Here is a 22316-nt window from a genome sequence, read left to right on the forward strand (position 1 = left end):
CGGCACTGCCGTCCATCGGCTTGCCGCACTCCGCTCTCACCTCCAAGCCTAGCCCTTCGGAAAGACACAAGCCGACCCTGTCGGCGATAACAAGGGTGCGAATGATGACCAGGTCGACCGGCTTCACCGAACAAGCGCTGCCTGCCTGGCGCCGTGCCGTCCTCAAGGTCGGCAGCAGCCTTTTGACCGCGCCGGGTGGCGCGCTCACCGGTACCCATGCCGAGGCACTGGCGGCCTTCGTCGCCCGCAGCCGCGAAGCCGGCCGTGAAGTCGTCATCGTCTCCTCGGGTGCGGTGGCGGCGGGACGCGGCCTCGCCACGCCCGAGCGCGGTGCGGGACTGGCCGGAAGGCAGGCGTTGGCCGCACTGGGCCAGACGCGGCTGATCGCGCTCTGGCAAGGATTCTTCGCCGACCCCGTCGCCCAGGTCCTGCTCACCCACGACGACCTGCGCAACCGCCGTCGCTACCTCAACGCACGCTCCACGTTGCGGGAGCTCCTCGCCCTCGGCACGATCCCGGTCATCAACGAGAACGACACCGTCGCCGTCGACGAACTCAAGCTCGGCGACAACGACAACCTCGCCGCCATCGTCGCCGCGCTCGTCGACGCCGACCTCTTGCTGGTCGCTTCCGACATCGGCGGCTTGTACACGGCCAATCCCCGCACCGATCCGGACGCGCGGGCTGTCGACGACGTCGCCGAGGTCACGCCCGGCCACATGGCCAGCGCGGGTGGCGCGGGCAGTGCGGCGGGTACCGGGGGCATGCGGACGAAGCTGGAGGCGGCGATCAAGGCCGCGGCGGCCGGTATCGAGACCATCCTGTTCGATGGCCGCGATGCCGCCTGCGTGGGCCGCCTGGCCTCGGGCGTGCTCACGGGGACCCGCCTGCGCGCCCCACGGAGCCGCCTTGCCGCGCGCAAATACTGGTTGCGGCATACCCCCGCCGGAGGCCGCATCGTCGTGGATGAGGGGGCGGCGAATGCGCTTCGCTCGCGTGGTGCGTCGTTGTTGCCGGGCGGTGTCGTCGGCGCCGAAGGTGAGTTCGCGCGAGGCGACGTCGTCGAGATCGGTGACGGCCACACCGTGTTCGCGCGAGGCGTCTCGCAATATGCCGCCGGCGATGTCCGCCGCATCGCCCGGCGCCATACGCGGGAGATCGATGGCGTGCTCGGCTACAGTTACGGCGAGAGCGTCGTGCACCGCGACGATCTCGTCGTCTTTCCCGAATGAGCGAGGTCGCCATGCCATCCTCCCTGCGTGAACGCGCCATCGCCTGCCGGGACGCCGCCGCCGTGGTGGCCGGCCTGGACACGGTGGCGAAGCGGCGCCTGCTCCACCGCATGGCCGATGCGTTGGCCGCCGACGCGGCCGTCGTCATCGCGGCGAATCGGTGTGACATGGACGCGGCGCTGGCGAACGCGACGAGCGGCGCGATGCTCGATCGCCTGCGCCTGGACGAAGACCGTGTCGACGTCATCGTCGGGGCCATCCGCGAGGTGGCCACGTTGCCCGATCCCGTCGGGGTGATCACCCGTCGCGAAACGCGGCCCAACGGTATCGTCGTCGAACGCGAGCGCATCCCGTTGGGCGTGATCGCCATGATCTACGAAGCCCGCCCCAACGTCACCGCCGATGCCGCCGCCCTGTGCCTCATGGCGGGCAACGCGGTGATCCTGCGTGGCGGATCGGATGCCATGCACTCGAACGTGGCGATCGCCAACGCCTTGTGCCGCGCATTGCGCGAGGAGGGCATACCCGAGTCCGCATTGACCCTGCTGGACGATCCACGCCGCGAAACGATGGTGGAACTCCTCCAACTCACCGACATCGTCGACCTGGCCATTCCGCGTGGTGGCGAAGGGCTGATCCGCTTCGTCGCCGAGCATGCCCGCGTACCCGTCATCAAGCACTACAAGGGTGTCTGCCATCTCTACGTCGACGTGGATGCCGACCAGGAGCTCGCGTTGCACCTGCTCCTGGATGGAAAGACGACCCGTCCGGGCGTATGCAACGCGCTGGAGACGATGCTGGTTCATCGCGATGTCGCCGCGACCTTCCTGCCGCGCGCCATCGCACGCTTGCGTGAGCGCGGTGTCGACGTACGGGGCGACGACGGTGTCCGTGCCGTGGTGGCCGATGTCGCCACCGCCAGCGAAGACGACTACGCCGCCGAATTCCTCGACCTGATCATCGCGGTCCGTGTCGTCGACGACATCGAGCAGGCGATCGCCCATATCCGTCGCTACGGCTCCGACCACACCGAGGTGATCGCGACACGCGACCAGACCACTGCGGAACGCTTCGTGCATTCGCTCCGCTCGGCGGTCGTCATGGTCAACGCGTCTTCGCGCTTCAGTGACGGTGGCGAACTCGGTCTCGGGACGGAGATCGGTATCTCCACCACGCGTTTGCACGCCTATGGCCCGATGGGCGCCGAGTCGCTTACCGTCGAACGATTCGTGGTGCGCGGGGAAGGGCAGGTCAGGCACCACTCGTCGTTGCAGTGATGGCCGGCGCTTGGTGCCCTGGTGGGAGCCGACCCTGCCGGCGATGGGTGCTTGCCGCAACCTGGCCCGCTTCCGCGGGATCGCCGACAAGGTCGGCTCCCACCAACGCCCCTCGACGCGATCACCGCGGTCGGCCAAGCTCCGCGCCGATGCGCTCCGACACATCCATCATCGCGTACCACGCGCGCTCGATCGCGTCCGCCAGCGCATCGCGGTCCAATGCCACCGTTTCCGCGCGCCCACCTTCATCGGGCGTGTATTCGATCAGTACGCGCTGGCCGTCGATCCATGCCTGTTCCCCCGCGAGGAACAAGGGGTCCTCGAAGCTGCCCATGCCGGCCTCCAACGGCATGGCGAACGCCGTGCGCGTATCGCGCGGAGCGCCGCGCAGGAGTGCCATGGCGCGTGGGAATGAGCCATCCTCATCGTCCAGTTCCAGATTGACACGGTCGAGCCGTGGGCCTGCGAACAGCTCCACCGATCCCATGAAGATGGCATGCGTGGCATAGCCGTCCAGCCGGACGCGCGGCTGCTTCAGGACCTCGCGAAGCGCGGTGACATAGCGATCGCAGGTTTCCGGATGTTCGCTCAGCCATCGGCTGCTGACGTCGTCGATAGCTGTTTCATAGCCATTGGCCTTCGCCTTGATGCCGGGGTGGCTGAGACCGGCCGGGCGTTCCGGCAGGGACACGGGAAGGCCGCCGGCCTTCAGTCCGAGCAGGACCCGGCCCGGCACGACACGCAGCCAGTGCGTGACGCCCTGTACAGCGAAACCAGGGCCGCGTTCGCTGTACGGCGAAGGATAGACATCGCGTTCGCTCATGCCTGAGACCGCCATGCTTCGATGGCTTCCACGGCCCCGAGGCAATCGCTGTAGCGGTTGTAGAGTGGGGTGGGCGAGAGGCGGATGACGTCGGGCTCGCGCCAGTCGCCGATGACGCCCTGCCGCTCGAGATACTCGAACAACGAACGTCCGGCATCGCGTCCGGCGCGCACGCGCACCGACAACTGCGCACCACGTTGCGCCGGATCGTTCGGGGTGACGATGTCCAACGCGTCGTCGAGGCGTGCGCGGATCAGCCAGTCGAGGTAGGCGGTGAGCCGGCGGCTTTTCTCGACCAGGCGCGGCATGCCCGCACGGCCGAACACCTCCAGCGAGGCGCGCAGCGGCGCGAGCGCCAGGATCGGCGGATTGGACAGTTGCCAGCCGTCCGCACCCGGGGTGGGAATGAATTGCGGGCCCATCTTGAACCGCGTGTGCTTGTCGTGTCCCCACCAGCCCGCGAAGCGCGGCACGTCGGCATGGGCATGCCGATCGTGGACGAAACAGCCGGCGACCCCACCGGGGCCTGCGTTGAGGTACTTGTACGTGCACCACACCGCGAAGTCCGCGCCGCTGTCGTGCAGCGCCAATGGCAGGTTGCCGGCGGCGTGGGCGAGATCGAATCCGACCACGCAGCCTTGCGCGTGACCGAGGCGCACGATGCGCGCGAGGTCGAAGACCTGCCCGGTGCGGTACTGCACGCCGGGCAACACGATCAAGGCGATCCGATGGCCATGTTCGGCGATGGCTCGTTCGATCGCGGCCATCGACAGCGTGCCGCCGGCGCCATCGGCCTCGAGTTCGATCAGGTCGGTGGACGGATCGAAACCGTGGAAGCGCACCTGTGACTCCAGGGCGTAACGGTCGGTGGGGAAGGCCCCGGCTTCCATCAGGATCGCCGGGCGCTCGGCCGTGGGACGGTAGAAGCTGACCAGCATGAGATGCAGGTTCACGCCCAGGGAATTCATCGCGACCACTTCATGTGGTTGCGCACCGACCACCTCGGCCATCGCGTCACGCACGTACTCGTGGTAGTGCATCCACGGCGAACGCCCACGAAAATGAGCCTCGACCGCAAGCTCCGACCAGTCCGCCAATTCCGCTTCGATCGCGGCGCGCACGCCCTTCGGTTGCAAGCCGAGGGAATTGCCGCAGAAATACAGCGTGTCGCGTCCGTCGTGCCGCGGAATGTGGAAGTCGGCGCGGAAGTCGCGCAGCGGGTCGGCGGCGTCCTGGGCTTCGGCCCACGCGCGCGTCGCTTCGAAATCGATCATGGAAGGAATCCTGGGGTCAGGAAGGCATGCGGGCGGCCACGTCGGCGCAGCCCTTGTCGAATGCCGCGTTGAATTTCGCATCGCCGGCAGGGCGGACGCAGCGCAACTGGATCGCGTAGCCCTTGCTGTAGAAGTAGCGTTCGAAGTAGTCGAGCTTCACCGTTCCTTCCTTCGCCGTGTAGACGTTCTCGGTCGGTGAGCTCGCCTTGCCCGGCGCGTACTCGGGCAACGCCGTGGCATGGCTGCGCAGGTTGCCGGAGAACTGCTGGAAACCGTTGAGGTTGGGTACCTTCTGCACGGCGATCGAGACGCGGGCGAGGGTCGCGTCGGCGGCGCTCGAACCAGGCACCTGGAATACCTGGGTTTCCTTCTCGCCTTCGGACTGCATGATCGGGACCCAGCCATCGGGCACGGGGAAGCGGATGTCGCCGCCGGCCATGGAAACGTCGGTCGCGCCGAGGGCGGGGCTCGCCAGCATGGCGACGATCAGGAGGGCACGCAAAGGGCGGTTCACGATGAGGGGTCCCTGGAGATGGCGGCGCGGCCGCGTTAACAGCGGCATTCTGGCACAGCGGGCGTGGACGGATGGCGTACGCGGCTGTGCGCCAGGTCACGCCACGGCGGCTATCGCCTGGAAGCGTGTCTTGGGCACGCCGAGCCATTCCAGCGCGGTGCCGTGGAACAGGCGGGCGCGTGCGGCATCGTCGAGGCCCAGGGCTTCGATTCCGCTGCCGGGCTCCTGTTCGCCCAGCGGGAAGGGATAGTCCGTGCCGAGCATCACCCGGTCCGTGCCGGCGGTCTGCAGCAGGTAGCGCAGCGCGGCGTCGTCGTGCACGCAGGAGTCGAAGTAGAGGCGCGACATGTACTCGCGCGGGTTGCGTGCGTTGTCGGTGGCGACGAGGTCCGGCCGCATGCGGAAACCGTGCTCGATGCGGCCGATGGAATACGGGAAACTGCCACCACCGTGGGCCAGCATGATCTTCAGCTCGGGCAAGCGCTCCAGTACGCCGCCGAAGATCAGCGCACAGGCTGCCCGCGATTGCTCGGCGGGCATGCCGACGAGCCATGGCAGCCAGTACTTGGGCATCGAATCGGTGCCCATCATGTCCCAGGGATGGACCAGGATCGCCGCGCCCAGGTCGGCCGCCGCTTCGAAGAAGGGAAAGAGCTCGGGCGCATCGAGGTTCCACTCGTTGCAGTGCGAGCCGATCTGCACGCCTTGCAGGCCCAGTTCGTCGATACAGCGTTCCAGTTCGCGGATGGCCAGGGCGGGAGACTGCAAGGGCACCGTGCCGATGCCGGCGTAGTGGCGGGGATGCGCCTCGCACACGGCGGCCATGGCATCGTTGAGATGCGTATGCAGTTCGAGTGCCTGGTGACCCTTGGCCCAGTAGCAGAACATCACCGGCACGGTGGAGACGACCTGCACGCCCACGCCGAAGCGTGCGTAGTCGGCGATGCGGTGCTCCGGGTCGAACGCCGAATCCCACACTTCACGGAAAAACTTGCCGTCCTTGTAGATCCGGTGGTGGCCCCCGGAATGGGTCATCACCGGAAAGCGGTCGTCCCCGTGGCGGGCGGCCAGATCGGGCCAGTCGCGGGGCAGGATGTGCGCGTGGGTATCGATCTTGAGCATGGCCCGAGTGTAGCGCCGGGGGCGTTACAGGGCCTCTCGCGGTGCAGCAAGCGACGCCGGCGGACGATGCCCGATGGACGTTGGCCTTTGTGGGAGCCGCCTCAGCGGCGATCAGGCCGGAGCGGTACTCCGCCGGTTGACCACGTGCGCGATCGTGTCGACGTTGTCCGTCAGTCGATCGGTCAGACGCGCCACGGCATCGGCCAGTTCGCGTTCCGTCACCCGCGACAGCGCCTCCACCAGCCTGCGCTGGTGCTCGCGCAGGCCCGGCGGCATGGCGATGGCTTCCACCCGGGTCAGCGCCTCCGCCTGCGCGCGCAGGGCCACGGAGGCTTCGTGGATGAAGGGGCCGACATGGGCCCACGCCTCCGGTACCTCGTCGGCGTCGATCAACGCCTCGAGGCTCATCGCCGTGCGGGCGAGGCGGTTCCCGTTGGCGTAGAGCGTTTCCGCCAGTTCCAGCAGTACCGCGGGCGTGCCGGGTTCGGCGCGCATGCGGTCCAGCGATGCCTGGGCGTTGGTGCGCGCGGTGCGCGTGCCCATGCGCACTTCGTGACGGGCGCCGCGGCCGGCGGGCCCGACCAGCGCGTCGAGGTAATCCGCGTAGGCGCAGAGCATTTCCGAAAGGGCGCTTCGCGCGCGATGCCGTTCCCACGAAGGCCAGAGTACGTAGGCGATCAGGGCCAGGCCGCTGCCCAACGCCGTGTTGAGCACGCGGTCGGACATCGCCGAGAACGGGTCCACTCCCTCGAAGGAGAGGAGCACGACCACCGTACCCGTGAGCGCCGCGACGGCGATGCCGTAATGGGCGCCGGCGAGATAACGGAAGGCCACGCAAAGCACGCCCATCACCGCGATGTGGGCCCAGGCCACGTCGGGGGTGAGGCGGAGCACGAACGTGGTCAGCATGAGGCCGAGTACCGTGCCCACCACGCGCAGCAGACCGAAATTGAAGGTGGCGGCGAAGTCCGGACGGAGCACGATGGCGGCCGTCATCGGCAGCCAGTAACCGTGCGGCAAGGCGTAATAGCGCGATACCGCGAAGGCCAGGGTGAGCACGACGGCGCAGCGCACGGCATGGCGGAAGGCCACGGACCCGCGGGTCAGGTTGGCACGCAGGGTGGATAGCGCCGAGGCACTGCGCAAGGTGTCCGGCAGCGCCGTTTCGGCGCGTTGGGCACGTTCCTCACCGCGCGATCCGGCCCAGTTCGTGTTACGGACCACGGCGGCGAGCTGGCCCGAGAGTGCCTGGATATGGACACCGAGGCCCATGCCGGTGGAACCGGCGAGCAAGGCCCGTTCACTCGCCTGCAGGGTGGCCAGCGCGCGTTCCGCGCGTTGCGGGGGCTCGGCGGCGTCCAGCGCGTCGGCGGTCGCGAGCAGCACCCGCGCCGTGTCGTTGCGGAACATTTCCCCCATGCCGTCGCGGCGTGTTTCCAGTTCCGCCATGGCGATCAGTTCCAGGCGGATGCGCTCGGCCAGTTCCAGCAGCACGCGGAAGGCTTCCATCGCGCGGCCGCGCGCATGGTGACGGCCGAGCAGGGTGCTCTGCAATGCGTTCATGGCGTCGGTCAGTCCCGGTGCCTCGCCGTCCTTCTGCGGTTTGCGGGCGAGGTCGGCGAGACCGCGGTAGACGGTGGCCAGGGCGAGCCGTTCGGGACGGTAGCGTTGCAACGGCCAGGCCGCGATCGAGAACACGGCCAGCAGCATGCCGCCGGCGAAGATGAGGCTGCCGCCGGCCATCGATCCGGCGAGATCCTTGGGCGTGGCCGCGGTGATCACGAGCAGCAGCATGCTGGTCATGCCCACGCGGGCGATGTCCGGACCGAACACGACGAGCATGCCGCCAAAGAACCCGCACACCGCGCAGGCGACGCACATCGGCAGGACCCAGTCGCCGATGAGGAATCCGACCAGGGAGGCGGCACCAGCCGCCAGCGCGGCGAGGAAAAGGCGGCTCAGGCGTTGCTGGTACGGGCCGGGCTGGTCCGAGAACATCGTGTCGAGGGCGCCGGCCGCGATGCCGATGCCGACCTGTGGATAGCCCAGCCACATGCCGAGGGCCAGCGGCAACACCACCGCGGCGGTGTTGCGCAGGGCGACCCGCAGGGGAACGTCGGGCCGTTTCGTGCGGATCAGCGTGTCGATGACGCTGGCACGAAGCGAGTAGCCGTTGCTCATGGCGTCTCTTGCTGGCGGGCGGCGTCGCGGGACGGCATCGCGACGTCGCGATGCCGTCCCGCGACGATCACGAGGCGCGGCCCGCGAACTCGCCAGTGAGCGTGTTCACCGTGACCTTCTCGCCGGTGGTGATGTATTCCGGCACCTGCACCTCGATGCCGGTCTGCAGCGTGGCCGGTTTGGTGCGCTTGGTGGCGCTGGCACCCTTCAGTTCCGGCGCGGTATCGGTGACGGTGAGCACGACGGAGGTGGGCACCTGGAGGCCGACCGGCGCATCGTCGATCACCTGCACGAAGTATCCTTCCAGGTCCTCGACGACGTAGCCCGCGTTGTCGCCGACCACCTCGGCCCCGAGGACGTATTGCGTATAGTCTTCGTCGTCCATGAAGACGAACGCATCGCCGTCCATGTACGAGAACTTCGCCTGACGCCGGCTGAGCTCGACTTCCTTGAGGTCGTCGTCGGCCCGCAGGCTGAGGTCGAACTTGCGGTTGCCCGGGATCGAATAGAGGGTGAAGCGGAACGTGACGTTCCCGCCCCGCGCGGTGGGCGCGCTGCGTTCGATATCACGTACCTGGTAGACGGTGCCGTCATTCTCGACGACGTTACCTTTCTTTACTTCGGATGCTTTCATGTCGTTCGACTTGGCGTGGGTTATTTCGGGGCGAGGCGCACGGCGCCGTCGAGGCGGATCGTCTCGCCGTTGAGGTAACGGCTGGTGAGGATGAAGGCGACGGTGTCGGCGAACTCTTCCGGCCTGCCCAGGCGCGAGGGGAAGGGGATCGACGCGGACAGCGATTCCTGCACCTGCGGCGGCATGCCGTCGACCATCGGCGTCCAGAAGATGCCGGGTGCGATCGTGTTGACGCGGATGCCGAAGCGCGCCAGTTCGCGTGCCATCGGCAGGGTCATGCCCACCACGCCGCCCTTGGAGGCGGAGTAGGCGGCCTGGCCGATCTGTCCTTCGTACGCCGCGACCGAGGCCGTGTTGACGATCACGCCGCGCTCGCCATCTTCGCCGGCCGCATTGGCCTGCATGAGTTGCGCGGCGGCCTTGGCGACGTTGAAGCTGCCGACGAGATTGACCATCACGGTGCCACTGAACGTGGACAGCGGCATGGGGCCTTCCTTGCCGAGGACGCGTCCGGCGCCGAGGATGCCCGCGCAGTTCACGACCACGTTCAGCCCTCCCATCGCTTCGCGGGCCGCGCCGACGTTCGTCGCCACGCCTTCCTCGGAAGTGACGTCGGTGCGCTGGAACGTGGCGAGAGGGCCCAGGGCGGAGGCCGCGGCCTGACCCTTTTCCTCGTTGACGTCGAATAACGCCACCTTCGCGCCGGCGGCGACGAGACGTCGGGCGACGGCGTGACCCAGACCGGATGCGCCGCCGGTGATGACGGCCCTGACCTGTTCGAGCTGCATGAAGACTCCGCTGGTGCGACTGGCAAAGAGGCACATCTTAGCCGAGGGGGAGGCCGATGGCTTTGTGCGGAGGCACACGAACCCGCGACGCGGTCAGGACCCGGCAAGGAACGCATGCAGTGCGTTCGATTCCGCCAGTTCGGCGAAGGGAACGACAGGGGGTGGGGGCGTGGCCGGTTCGGCCAGGAACAGGCTCCATACGCCCACATCCCACCACCGGCCGAGTTTGTAGCCGGCTTTGGGCCAGACGCCGGCCGACGCGAAGCCCATGGATTCATGCATCGCCACGCTGGGGTCGCCGGGAAGCGTGATCACCCCCACCGCCTGATTGATGCCTTGCAGGCGCATGGTCCCGAGCAACGCGCCGTAGAGACGGCGGGCGATGCCACGGCGGCGGGCTTTCTCGTGCACGTAGATGGACGTCTCGGCGATCCAGTCGTAGGCGGCGCGTTCACGGAAGCGGCCCGCATAGGCATAGGCGATCACGTCGCCGTGTTCTTCCCAGACCAGCCAGGGATGATTCACCAGCTTGCCGCGGATGCGCCCGCGCATGGCTTCTTCACCGGGAAGTTCGGTCTCGAACGTGATCGCGCTGTTCTCCACGACAGGCGCGTAGATGGCGTGGCAGGCGGCGGCGTCGGCCTCGGTGGCGATGCGGATCACAGCGGTTTTTCCATGAAGATGCTGGCGGGATGGGCGTGATGATCGCCGAAAGGCGGGCAGCGCCGGTAGCCGGAACGTTCGTAAAGCTCGATCGATTCGGTCTGCGCCGTGCCGGTCTCCAGTTTCACCTTCCTGCCGCCGGCCGCGCGTACCTGGGCCTCGAGGGCTTCCAGCATCTGCTTGCCGAGTCCCATGCCACGGCAGGCGGGTACGACGTACATGTACTTCAGTTCGACGTAGTCGCCATGGTCCACGCCGGCGCCGCAGGCCAGGGGGATGCCATCGACGCGCGCCGTCATGAAGGTCACGTGGGGCTGCCGCAGGCTTTCCACACCCACGTGCTGGGGCAGCGGCTGCTGGTAGAGGTCGGAGAGGTAGCCGTGCAGTTGTTCGATCAGGGGCAATACGTCGGCGCGGCCCGGATCGTCGATCGCGAACAGCAGGACAGGCGGCTCGGGCGCGACGATGAGGTCTCCGTCGTTGAGGTGGCGCATGAAAAAACGGTCGCAGCTGAAATGCCCGGTGCCGCCCATGGGCGCGTCGATCCGTGCGAACCCGTGGCGCAGGTAAAGCGCCTGCGCGGCATCCATGCCGGTCAACGTTTCCAGGTAGATGCGTTGGAAACCGGCTCGGCGGGCGGCATCGAGGCAGCGGCGCATGAGTCGTGATGCCGCCCCGATACCGCGTGCCGCCGGCAGGAAGTACATCTTGCGCAGTTCGCAGGTGTTTTCGTCGCCACCTTCCAGCGGGGCGATACCCGCTCCGCCAATGGCCCGGCCGTCCTTCTCGACGACGAAATAGGCGTGGCGCGGTCGCGCGTAGGCGGCGGACAGGCCGTCCACTTCGGGATCGTGGATGGCGAAACCGGGGCCATCGGCACCGAATTCCGGCATGACGTGGCGAATCACGGCGGCCATATCGGCATCGTCGCGGGGCTCGATGGGACGAATGAGGTAGTCGGTGCGCATGCCCCGATCCTGCCACGGAAAGCCCCGTTGCGGAATCAGGGAAAATTCATCGCCGGCACGGAGGACACGGTTTCCCTTGCCGATACGAACTAGCGAATTATCGCCGTGGTTATCCATGGCCTATTGCCGATCCCATCCGGGCCAAGGGAGACTCGGTTGGGCCATCACACACTCGCACGCCAGGAGGCTCAGAGTGAACAACATCAAGCGTACGACAAGGACCGAGACTACGCATACCGAATCCACGGTGGTCGAAACGGTGGATGAGGACGAATCGGGAACGTTGCGCCAGGAACCGGTACCCCATAAACGCATCCACCCCGCGACGGCCTGGCACCATCTTCAGACCTTCTTCATCGAATACCCGCCTGCCGCCGGCACCGCGATTCCGCAGGTGAAGGTATTCGCCAATGACCGGCAACAGGTACGGATTCGGATGGTCCTGTCGCCGCGGGATGCCAACGGTGCCTATGTCGCCGTTCCTGTCGATGAGTTGCGCGGCATGCTGAGACTGGTGGACTACAACACCGGCCTGCCGCTTCCTTCGGGATGGACCGTCGAAAGAGCCGCCAACGGCTACACGCACGACACGTCGGTCATTTCGAGTGCGGATGGGAAATCCGATGCGGATTACCCGCCCCACGATAACCGGGCGCAATCGGGTGCACTGGCGAACGACCAGGTCGCCGTCGATCTCTTCGTCCGCACGAAGGTGGCCAATTCAGCCGTGAGGATCGCCGCATCCATTCTTCCTCCGGGAGGCTCCCAGCCCATCCAGACCCGGCCCGGCGCCGCAGGCAATCAGTTCGACAGTTCGGTGAACGTCGATGCGCGTCCGCCCCTGTATCTGTCCCTGGACAATTTCCGGGTGCGCGAGGGTTATTACAACCACGACCATCTCAGCTGGTTCACCGTGACCAATCGATTCATCACCGTCGAATATCAAAGCAGAAGAATCAGGTTGCTCAGGGTCGAAAACGCCGCCGGGGTTGCATGGGGTGCGGGTATCAACATATACGGCGATAACGGCGACTTCGATGCGAATGGTTGGGAATACGAAGGCATGTTCACCATTTGCGCCAAGTCGCCCACGCTGACCTACTATTTCGACATTCCAAATTACTTCGATAACCACGCGTACGTTTACGACAAGCTGGGTGGAGTCCAGGACTATGAAGCCGGGGCCATCCTCTTCCTTCTGCATTACTTCGATGAAAACCAACATTTCCGCTGGTCCACGAACTGGGGCGACCCATCGGACGTGCTCAGCCGGAACGTCATTTTTGTCGACGAGTACGGGAATAATCACAAGATGCGGATAGGCGTGCCGAGGCTGGGCCTGCAATTCCAGGTGCTCGGAACATGGTAGTCGGGTTATCCGCTGTTACAACGGCTCACTCTCGCATGCCAGGAGGTTCAGGGTGAACAACAAGATAATCACGGAACGCACCGAAACCCCACATTCGGAAACGCATGTCGAAACGACGGAGCCGGTCTGGGAAATCACGACGTTCAAGCTCGTCCGTGTCTCGGCCAGTGACAAGGCGTATACGAACGGTGTCCAGCAGATCAAGTTCAAGATCGAGCTCGCATTCAACGACAAGCTGACGGGCAAGCCGGGTGTGCCGACCGAAACGGAACTGGCCAGCCTGACCATCGCGTTCACCGATGAAAGTCGTCGCCTGCCTCCCGATACGGGCACGGCGACGGGATGGATGACGAGCCCGGGCGTGGCCAGCGCGGAGGACACGACCTATGACAAGGGTTACCTTGCTCATCCCGCTGGGACGGGCCACCTGAAAGCCGCCTATCCCGGACCGGCATCCTCGCCGCACGCCAGCGTGTTCCGTTATTTCCATGTCGCCAATCGGGGAGGCGCCGCCCAGCGAATGTCATTGTGTGCATACGTCGAATGTGACGATGGCTGGAAGTACCTGACAAACGGCAAGCGCTTCGACGATGAAGGTGTCGAGCATGTCGCGGACCATGATTCAAGGGAGGATGTCGAGGGCGTGACGCCGGAGACCTGGGCGATCGATAGCTATCCGTGGGAGCGCGATATTCTCTCCGGCGACGAAGGGGGCAGCGAGTCCCGAAGCCAGCCCGACTACAACCCCGACTCCGTCCATCGTTATACGTTGTCGTTCAGGGACCCGCGCGGGATCGTGATCGGTATCCGGTCGATGGTGGTGTCGCCCGGGGGCATGATCCAGTGGCATGACAAGGTGCAGGGCGAGCACCGTGCGTGTTTCACGGGGTATGCGCAGCCGGGAAGCACCAGGTTGATCTGGGATGGCGCCGTACCCGTGGGGATGACGGCGTTGCCCACGCTACCGTCCGCGGACGAGAAACAAGGCGTCATCGTCCTTGTCGGGCGACAGGACATAGCCTACGAAAGCGGCAAGCCGAATGGCCCCCTCACCTTGACCACGACCGATTGGTACGGCAATACGAATACCTTGAAGGTGCGGTTCAAGGGCACGCTCGGTGAGGGACGATGGACCTTGGTCCTTTATCGATAAATCGCTTGCTGGGACCAGCAAGTATCGATGTGCAGCGCATGGAGGCGTGTATGACGGACGACAGCAAGGCGCTAATCCCGCAAGCGGCGCCGCCGCCAGGCCCCGGCGTGCAGGGGTTTCATCCTGCCGAAACCGGCGGCATCCACTCGAACGCCTACAACTTCCTGAGCGCGGTGAACACGGGTGTCGATCCGCGCACGGGGATGTACTCGTGCACGGTCAGCCTGCCGGGTGTGGCGGCGAACAAGCTCTGCGGCCCGACGGTAGGGCTGGGCCTGGGCTTCAGTGCGCTCGATGCGGTGGACGCGGGTTTCGGCATCGGTTGGTCACTGGCGAGCACACGCTACGACACGCGGCGCAAGCGGCTGTCACTGTCCAGTGGCGAGTCGTTCCGGGTGGATACCTTCGTCAACGACAGGGCGACGTTCAAGGACCGCAAGCTGCGCGCGTTCGACCTGATCCGGGAAGGCTTCGACGGCGACTACCGGATCGTGCACAAGTCGGGGATGTCGGAGCGTCTGCGCACCGACGCGGGAAGCGACGGCGTGGCCGTGCTGCGCGAAGTACGTTCACCGGAAGGCCATGCCGTGACGTTGGAGCAGGGCGCGACGAACGGGATCGTAAAACTGCGCAAGGTGATCGATGGCGCCGGGCGGGTGCTCCTGGCCGTGGATTACGACCAGGACGGTGCCACGGTGGTGCGCCTCCATCCGGAGACGGCGCAGGCCGCGGCCTTCAGCTTTCGCTTCACCAACGGCCGGCTGTCGGAACTGGCCTTGCCGGACGGTTATGGCGATGGCTGGTTGTTCGGCTACGAAGCGACGGCCACGGGCCTGCTTCTGCTCTCGCACACCATGCCGCCCACGGGCGGCCGGGAAGAGGTCGTCTACCAACAGGACGGCCATGCGCTACCGGGCAACGGTAACCAGCCCCTGAGCCACATGCCGGTGGTCGTGGCATGGCGTCGCGACCCGGGCCACGGGCAGCCGGTGATGGAAACACGCTATACGTACTCGACCCGCAACTATTTCGGCCATGGGGCGCTGGCGAACTGGCTGGACGACGAGGACAACCTGTACCGGTTGGTGATGCCGGAGGGGCAGCGTTACGAATACAGCTCCACGGAAACGCAGTACGACGGCATCCAGGCCGTGCGCACGGTGGAACGGACCTTCAACCGGTTCCACCTGCTGACGCGGGAACGTGCCTCGCAGGCCGGTTGCGTGACCGAGACGGTGACGGTGTACGACGAGGACCCGACCATCTCGTTCGCCAGCCAGGTGCCATGGTGCCAGCTGCCGGTCGAGGTGAGGACGCGGTACTACCGCGAAGACGAGCCCGGACGGGTTCGCGAGGATGTGGAAGCGCGCGGTTACGATGACGACGGAAATTGCATCGTCCATACCGACCCGATGGGTGCGCGTGAATACTTCTCTTATTACCCCGCCAGCGGTGACGGAGATGATTGTCCCGCCGACCCATTGGGTTTCGTGCGTTGCCTCAAGGAGAAACGCCTGCAACCGCCGGCCGGCACCGAGGGCGGCATCAAGGTAACCCGGTATGCCTATGAGGTAATCCCCGCCCTGGACGGTCAGGGGCAAGGACACTTGCTATCCGTCTACGAGGGCATCCATCGGGAAGTCGACGGGCGCGTCCTCGCCGAACCGCTGAGCGAGACCCGGCAGGCGTTCGTCGCCGATGGTGGCGCGCACCATGGAAGGCTTCTGCGGGTGGTGTCGACCGTGCATGGCGTGGACGCTGCGACCGATTACGCCTATGTCAGCGGAAGCGCGAAAAATGCCGATGCGAACGCCGTCGATGAGGCGGTGCTGTTCATGACGACGACCGTGACCGCCGGCACGGGCAACGACGATGCACTTTCCTTGACGACCCGTAGCGCGCGATCGCTGCTCAGTGGCACGATCGTGATGGAGGAAAGCCCGGACGGTTCCGTGATGCGCCATGCGCACGATGCGCTCGGTCGAAAGATCAGGCAAACGGTGGCGGAAGGCACGGCGTTCGCGGCGGCGAGCGAGGTTCGTTACGCGCTCTCGCATGCCGGAAGCTGGCACGAGGAAACGAGCGTGACGGGCGTGCGCACGCGTACCGAGCTGGATGGCTTCGGTCGTGCGATCCGCCGGGTGGCGATGAACTGGCTGGACGACGGTATCGCGCGGGAGATCTCGCGTACGAGCTTCAATGCGTTCGGACAAACGCTATCCGAGACCACGACGGACCACGCGGTGCCGTTGGCTTCCGGTGCATCGGGCGAGTTGTCCCTGACGACGCGCCACGCCTACGACGCGTGGGGAAATCTCGAGATGTCGATCGCACCGGATGGCGTCGTCGCCCATGTCCGGGTGGACCCCATCGGGCGAACCGAAGACCGCTGGAGCGAAGCGGCAGGCTCCGGCACGCGTGAATCGAGCGAGCACTCGCACGTGGCATTCGGCATCCATGGCCGGCCCTTGCGGACCGAGAGGCGGGACACGCAAGGCGCACCCCGCTCGTGGCGAAGCTACACGTACGACGGATGGGGACATTGCCTTTCCGACACGGAATCCGCGCCTGGCCTGCCGGACAAGGTGACCCGTTATCGCTACGACGACTTCGACAGGACAACGGAGATCACCTCGCCCGACGGTTCGGTCGTGTATCGGACGTACGTCGCACACACCGACGACGAGCTCGTCGAAGCGACAGGCGTTCGCCATATACCGGCTGGCGAGGCGACGGAAGTGACAGTCGAGCTCGGCCGGCAGGCATTCGACGGTCTCGACAGGCGCACGCTGTTTCGCAGCGGCTCGCGCGAAACAAGGTACGTCTACCGGACGACCCGCTCGGGCGAACCGGATGAGATCCACCTGCCTTCGGAGGACATACTCTTCTGCACCTATGAAAAGCACTTGGGTCACCGCCTGACGGCGATGACGGATCGGGCGAGGACGGTGGAATGCCTTTTCGACTACCACCCTGTGCTGGGTCAGCTGCAGTGCGCGGAAAATACGCTTGGCCAGCACGACATCGAGTACCTGCCCAGCGGACGTGTGCGGGCCGAGCGCTTTCGCTTCGGCACGCACGATAAATACGCCACCTATGCCTATACCCTGCTTGGCCTGCCAGCGACGTATACCTTTGTCGACGGCGAGACGAGCAGCCTCCGGTATGACGAACATGGGCGGTTGGCGAGGGTCGAGAACGACACGCTGGAAATTGAGTTCGCTTACGACGCCTTCTCGCGCACGCGAAGAATCAAGACCGAATCCACCGATGGCGGGCGTTCCATGGACATGTCGCTGACCTACGACGACGGTGGCCGTGAAATCGAGCGTGTGCTTGTCTCGTGGAGTGGCGTGGCCACGCGAACACAGACGCTGGCCCAAACGTATTGGGCCGATGGGAAACTCCGTACGCGGACATGGCTTGCGGACGAGGATTCGCGCACGGAATCGTATGACTACGACATTCGTGGGCGTCTGCGGGAATATGCCTGCACGGGTAGCCATGCGCCCCTCGATCCATGGGGTCTGGCGATCGCCGGGCAGCGGTTCACGTTCGATGCGTTGGACAACATGCTCACGCTGGAGACGTCGTACGCGGATGTGAACACCCTGCCCAGGAAAAGCAGTTTCCACTATGCGCCGAACGATCCCACCCAACTCATCCGGATCGAACGCGTGCAAGGCGCCAGCGAAGAGATCGTTCCGTTGGAATACGACGCTTGCGGGAACCTGAAGTACGACGACGCCCAGCGACGGATGGAATACGATGCGATGGGACGGCTGGTCCGCTGGACGCGTGGGAGCGCTTGGCAGGATTATCGTTACGACCCGCTGGACCGTGTGGGCGCGGTCGGCGGATCGGACCCGACACGGTTTCGTTATTACCGGGGCGGGCAGGTGGCCTGGGAGAGCGACGGCGTGACGTCGTCATCGTTCCACACCTTCGGCGGCGCGTGCCTGGCGCAATCCACGTCCGATTCCGTGGGGACGCATACGGTCCTGCTGGGTAGCGATGCGCAGGGCTCGGTCGTCAGTGAAGCAGGGGCCACGCTGGCGTCACCCGCCTACGGTGTCTACGGGTACCGCCCGGAAGAGGCGGGAAGCAGCGATATCGCCTACGCGGGTGAGTTGAAGGAACGTGACGTGGGCTGGTACCTGCTGGGTAGCTACCGGGTCTACGACCCCCGCCTGATGCGCTTCCACAGTCCCGATGCGGCCAGTCCGTTCGGGCACGGTGGACTCAATGCCTATGCCTATGTGTCCGGCGATCCGGTCAACCGCGTCGATCCGAGCGGCGAGGGCTGGCTGGACTGGGTGCTCGTCGGCATCGGCGCGATCGCCACGGCGGTCGGCGTGGTCGCCTCGATGGGTACGCTCGCTCCCGCCGCGGCCGCGTTATGGGCCGGCGCGGCGGTGACCTTCACCCAGGCGGCGGTCGTGGTTTCGACCGGCGTCGGCGTGTTGTCGGTCGCGACGGGTGCCGCGTCCGTCGCGCTCAATGAAACCGGACACGAATCCGAAGGCAGCGTGCTGGGTTGGATGTCCATGGGCTATGGCATCGGTTCTGCGGCCGTGGGCGCCGCGCCGGCGGTTGCCGCGTCGCGTGTCGGCCGTGCGGTGGCTTCCGGAGCCGGCAGGGTACGCGGTGGTTACAAGGCGGTCAGCGAACTGCCCTGGCGGTTACGCAATGCGGGAGGGAGCCCCAGCAAGGTGAGCAAGATCGGGTCGCGAGGGAATCCCGCCGCACCGAGGGGGCGGGTCAATCCCGCCTTTGCCGGGGAGGCTGCAGAGGACGCCGTACCACCATCGAACCGCTGGGCCGGGATGACGGGTACGGACAGGGTGAATCAGGCCGCGCAGGGGTTGAGCCGGGGCCAACCCGTGCCCGAGGGCCTCGTTACCCAACGCATGGGGGAAGTATTTCCGGATGGCATCGGCAATCGTTGGAGCCATGTGCAGACATTGCTCGATGCCAGGGGAACACCTCCGCCGGCTCGGTTCAACCGGCTCACGCAAGCCGACCTCGCGGGAAGCGGGTTCACGGATGACGAGCTCGCCGGCGCGATCGAAGGCATGCGTATTCCCGCGAACAATGCGTTCGCACAAGGGCAACTGGCGGAGTCAGTCGGGCTGTTTCGACGATTCATGCTGACCGGAGAGATGAGTGCCCTCCACCAGTCGAGCGAGGCCCTTCGCCTGGCTCGTGATGGAACGCGAACGCATATGACCCTGCCGCCGCGTCGTTGACTATCCTTCCGCACCCGCATGGCGCGCCCGCGTCACCCTGCTGGCCGTCGCCTTGCCCAGCCGTGCGGCGAGCCACGCACCGGTTTCGACGAGCTTGTCCAGGTCGACACCCGTCGTCATGCCCATGCCGTGGAGCATGTACACGACATCCTCGCTGGCGACGTTGCCCGTGGCGCCCTTGGCGTACGGGCAACCGCCCGTGCCGGAGACCGCACTGTCGATCACGCGTACCCCTTCTTCCAGGCACGACAGGATGTTCGCCAACGCTTGCCCGTAGGTGTCGTGAAAATGGACGGCCAGGGCATTCATCGGCACCTCGCCGGCCACGGCGCGCAGCATGTCGCGTGCCTTCGTGGGCGTGCCGACGCCGATGGTGTCGCCCAGTGAAATCTCATGGCAGCCCAACTCGTGCAGGCGGCGCGAGACGCGCACGACGTCGGCCATGGGTACCTCGCCCTGGTAAGGGCAGCCGAGCACGGTCGACACGTAGCCACGCACCGCCACGCCATCGGCACGCGCGCGTTCGAGCACAGGCATGAAGCGGTCGATGGACTCGTCGATCGAAACATTGATGTTGGCGCGGTTGAACGCTTCCGACGCGGCGGTGAACACGGCCACCTCGGTAGCCCCGACCTCGCGGGCGCGCTCGTAGCCTTGCAGGTTCGGCACGAGCACGGGATAGACCACGCCGGACGCCTTGCGGATGCCAAGGAACACCTCCGCTGCATCGGCCAGTTGCGGCACCCATTTCGGGCTGACGAAGCTGGTCGCCTCGATCGTGCCGAGGCCGGTGGCCGAAAGGCGATCGATCAGTTCGATCTTCATGGCGGCGGACAGCATCGCCTTTTCGTTCTGCAAGCCGTCGCGCGGGCCGACTTCGACGATGCGGACGTGGTTCGATGCGTTCATGGGGCTTTCCATCAGGCCGTTTCGGTGAAGCGGACGAGGACCGCGTCGGCGTCGACGAAGTCGCCTTGCGCGGCGGAGACGGACTCGATCGTGCCGGCACGGGGCGACTTCAAGGCCAGCTCCATCTTCATCGCTTCCATCACCAGCAACTCCTGGCCTTCCTCGACCACGTCGCCCGCCGTGGCGCGGACCAGCACGATGCGTCCTGGCATCGGGGCGACGAGGTGGCGAGCGCCCGCGGAAGCCTCGCCAGCCCACGCGTAGGCGGGGGCGCGTTCGAACGTCCAGCGACGGCCCTCGTCGTCGTGCAGGCGGATGCGTGTCCCTTCCATCGACAGCGGGACACGCCGTGACTGGTCGTCGAACCGCGCGGACAAGACGCCATTGCCCAGGCGCGCGCCTGCCACGATGCACGAACGATCCCCTTGGTGGAGGACGTAGTGGCCGTCGTGTCCATGCGCGTCGATCTCGTGGCGGCATTCGCCTTCCATCAGGGCGACCACGCGTTTTCCGGGATGGCCCAGGCGCCATGCATCGGCGTTGGCCCAGGGCGAATGCGGGTCGCCCGCGGCAGCGGCCGGCGCGGCCTCGTCGGCGAGCAGGATGGCCGTGGCGGCGGCGAAACGATCGAGGTCGCCCGCCTGCGTGGCGCCGGTCAGGAATTCGTCGAGATGGCGGTCGAGGTAGCCGGTGTCGATGCGGCCTTCCACTACCACGGGGTGCCGGGCAAGGCGCTCGAGGAAGGCCACGTTCGATTTCGGCCCGGTGATGTCGGTCTGGGCGAGCGCGTCGCGCAGGCGTTCGAGCGCCTTCGTACGATCGCTGTCGTGGACGATGAGCTTGGCGATCATCGGGTCGTAGAAAATCGTCACCGTGTCGCCGGCGACCACGCCGGCATCCAGGCGCACATGTCTCGATGGCTGGGGCAATGTCAGCGCGGCAAGGCGACCGGAGCCCGGCAGGAAGTTCGCTTCGGGGTCCTCGGCGTACAGGCGCACCTCGATCGCGTGGCCGCTGGCCCTGACGTCCTCCTGGCGGAGTGGCAGTCGTTCGCCATGCGCCACGCGCAGCTGCCATTCGACGAGGTCGAGGCCGAGGGTCTCCTCGGTGACCGGATGCTCGACTTGAAGGCGCGTGTTCATCTCCATGAAGAAGAATTCGCCATCCTGGCCGACGATGAATTCGACGGTGCCCGCGCCCACGTAATCCACCGCCCGCGCCGCGGCGACCGCCGCCGCGCCCATCCGTGCACGGCGCACCTCGTCGAGGAAGGGCGAAGGCGTCTCTTCGAGCACCTTCTGGTAGCGTCGTTGCGCGGAGCACTCGCGTTCGTTGAGGTGGATGATGTTGCCGTGCGTGTCGCCGAACACCTGGAACTCGATGTGCCGCGGATGCTCGACATACCGTTCGAGGATCACGCGCGTATCGCCGAAGGCATTCGCCGCTTCGCGCTGCGCCGAGGCGAGCGCCTCCGCGAAGCCGGCCGCGTCGCGCACGATGCGCATGCCCTTGCCGCCGCCGCCCGCGGCGGCCTTGATCATGAGCGGAAACCCGGTCCTGGCGGCCTCCGCGGCCAAGTGCGCCGGCTCCTGGTCTTCCCCGTGGTAACCCGGCACCAGCGGCACGGCGTGTTTCTCCATCAGCGCCTTCGCGGCGGCCTTGGAGCCCATCGCATCGATGCTTTCGGGGCGAGGACCGATGAAGACGATGCCGGCGGCGGCGCAGGCCCTGGCGAAATCCGTGTTCTCGGAAAGGAAGCCGTAGCCGGGATGGATGGCCTGGGCGCCGCTACGCCGCGCCACCTCCAGGATGGCTTCGCCGCGCAGGTAGGATTCCGCCGGCCGGGGTCCGCCGATCGGCCAGGCTTCGTCCGCCAGGCGCACGTGCTGGGCATCGGCGTCAGCCGTGGAATACACGGCCACGGTCCGGATGCCCAGGCGGCGGCAGGTCCGGATCACGCGGCAGGCGATCTCGCCACGATTGGCGATCAGAATGCAGTCGAACATGCGGCTCCCGTCGGGGTTCGGAGGGGGATGGGAAAGGCGGGAAAGCTAGCAGATCGCGGTGTCGTGGCGGGTTGCGCCGCAGCATCCGGGGCGCCGCGGATTTGCAGTACGCGGACGGGTCGCCTAGCCTTGGAGGTCCCGGAGGGCATCCACG

General features: G+C 66.3%; 16 protein-coding genes and 1 pseudogene. 5 read left to right on the forward strand and 12 right to left on the reverse strand.

Features of this window, described 5'->3' with window-relative positions; translation table 11 throughout:
- Window positions 1-101: 101 nt before the first annotated feature.
- Entirely contained in the window at window positions 102-1232 is a 1131-nt protein-coding gene (gene proB / locus AB6730_RS16580) for a glutamate 5-kinase (protein ID WP_371024709.1), read from the forward strand.
- 11 nt (window positions 1233-1243) lie between these two features.
- Entirely contained in the window at window positions 1244-2509 is a 1266-nt protein-coding gene (locus AB6730_RS16585) for a glutamate-5-semialdehyde dehydrogenase (RefSeq protein ID WP_371024710.1), read from the forward strand.
- Between the two features lie 121 nt (window positions 2510-2630).
- Here AB6730_RS16585 and AB6730_RS16590 read toward each other — a convergent pair whose 3' ends face one another.
- The 10 genes and pseudogenes from AB6730_RS16590 to AB6730_RS16635 form a co-directional block, all read right to left on the reverse strand.
- Window positions 2631-3332: a hypothetical protein gene (locus AB6730_RS16590; RefSeq protein WP_371024711.1), complete on the reverse strand. Its 702-nt coding sequence runs from the start codon at window positions 3330-3332 to the stop codon at window positions 2631-2633.
- Window positions 3329-4606, reverse strand: a complete 1278-nt coding sequence (gene kynU / locus AB6730_RS16595; RefSeq protein WP_371024712.1) for a kynureninase — start codon at window positions 4604-4606, stop codon at window positions 3329-3331. The genes AB6730_RS16590 and kynU overlap by 4 nt, the downstream gene beginning before the upstream one ends.
- A 16-nt stretch (window positions 4607-4622) precedes the next feature.
- The gene (locus AB6730_RS16600) at window positions 4623-5120 is read right to left on the reverse strand and encodes a hypothetical protein (protein ID WP_371024713.1); all 498 of its coding nucleotides are present in this window, start codon (window positions 5118-5120) and stop codon (window positions 4623-4625) included.
- Between the two features lie 96 nt (window positions 5121-5216).
- Entirely contained in the window at window positions 5217-6242 is a 1026-nt protein-coding gene (locus AB6730_RS16605; protein WP_371024714.1) for an amidohydrolase family protein, read from the reverse strand.
- A 111-nt stretch (window positions 6243-6353) separates the two neighbouring features.
- The gene (locus AB6730_RS16610) at window positions 6354-8423 is read right to left on the reverse strand and encodes an FUSC family protein (protein ID WP_371024715.1); all 2070 of its coding nucleotides are present in this window, start codon (window positions 8421-8423) and stop codon (window positions 6354-6356) included.
- 67 nt (window positions 8424-8490) lie between these two features.
- A complete protein-coding gene (yeiP, locus tag AB6730_RS16615) occupies window positions 8491-9057 on the reverse strand; it encodes an elongation factor P-like protein YeiP (protein ID WP_371024716.1) in 567 nt (188 codons plus the stop codon).
- A 20-nt stretch (window positions 9058-9077) separates the two neighbouring features.
- Entirely contained in the window at window positions 9078-9845 is a 768-nt protein-coding gene (locus AB6730_RS16620; protein ID WP_371024717.1) for an SDR family NAD(P)-dependent oxidoreductase, read from the reverse strand.
- Window positions 9846-9938: 93 nt separating this feature from the next.
- Window positions 9939-10508 (reverse strand): N-acetyltransferase family protein, encoded by a 570-nt coding sequence (locus AB6730_RS16625; RefSeq protein WP_371024718.1) that lies wholly within the window; start codon window positions 10506-10508, stop codon window positions 9939-9941.
- A complete protein-coding gene (locus AB6730_RS16630) occupies window positions 10505-11002 on the reverse strand; it encodes a GNAT family N-acetyltransferase (RefSeq protein WP_371024780.1) in 498 nt (165 codons plus the stop codon). Before AB6730_RS16630 ends, AB6730_RS16625 begins: the two co-directional genes overlap by 4 nt.
- A pseudogene (locus AB6730_RS16635) lies at window positions 10991-11476 on the reverse strand (GNAT family N-acetyltransferase); the annotation flags it as partial. The pseudogene AB6730_RS16635 and the gene AB6730_RS16630, both read right to left, overlap by 12 nt.
- Window positions 11477-11669: 193 nt before the next feature.
- Between AB6730_RS16635 and AB6730_RS16640 the strand changes: the two are divergent.
- The 3 genes from AB6730_RS16640 to AB6730_RS16650 are packed head-to-tail and all read left to right on the forward strand — an operon-like array spanning window position 11670 to window position 19247.
- Complete coding sequence (locus AB6730_RS16640; RefSeq protein ID WP_371024719.1) at window positions 11670-12845, forward strand: hypothetical protein; 1176 nt, start codon at window positions 11670-11672, stop codon at window positions 12843-12845.
- Between the two features lie 52 nt (window positions 12846-12897).
- Window positions 12898-13998, forward strand: a complete 1101-nt coding sequence (locus AB6730_RS16645; RefSeq protein WP_371024720.1) for a hypothetical protein — start codon at window positions 12898-12900, stop codon at window positions 13996-13998.
- Window positions 13999-14048: 50 nt separating this feature from the next.
- On the forward strand, window positions 14049-19247 hold the full coding sequence (locus tag AB6730_RS16650; protein WP_371024721.1) for an RHS repeat domain-containing protein: 5199 nt from the start codon (window positions 14049-14051) through the stop codon (window positions 19245-19247).
- Here the strand turns inward: AB6730_RS16650 and AB6730_RS16655 are convergent, their stop codons facing one another.
- Both AB6730_RS16655 and AB6730_RS16660 read right to left on the reverse strand, forming a co-directional pair.
- A complete protein-coding gene (locus AB6730_RS16655; protein ID WP_371024722.1) occupies window positions 19248-20156 on the reverse strand; it encodes a hydroxymethylglutaryl-CoA lyase in 909 nt (302 codons plus the stop codon).
- An 11-nt stretch (window positions 20157-20167) separates the two neighbouring features.
- Window positions 20168-22162: a biotin carboxylase N-terminal domain-containing protein gene (locus AB6730_RS16660; RefSeq protein WP_371024723.1), complete on the reverse strand. Its 1995-nt coding sequence runs from the start codon at window positions 22160-22162 to the stop codon at window positions 20168-20170.
- Between the last annotated feature and the right edge of the window lie 154 nt (window positions 22163-22316).

Source organism: Luteibacter sp. RCC_6_2, from assembly GCF_041360655.1.
In the GTDB taxonomy this organism is placed as follows: Bacteria; Pseudomonadota; Gammaproteobacteria; order Xanthomonadales; family Rhodanobacteraceae; genus Luteibacter.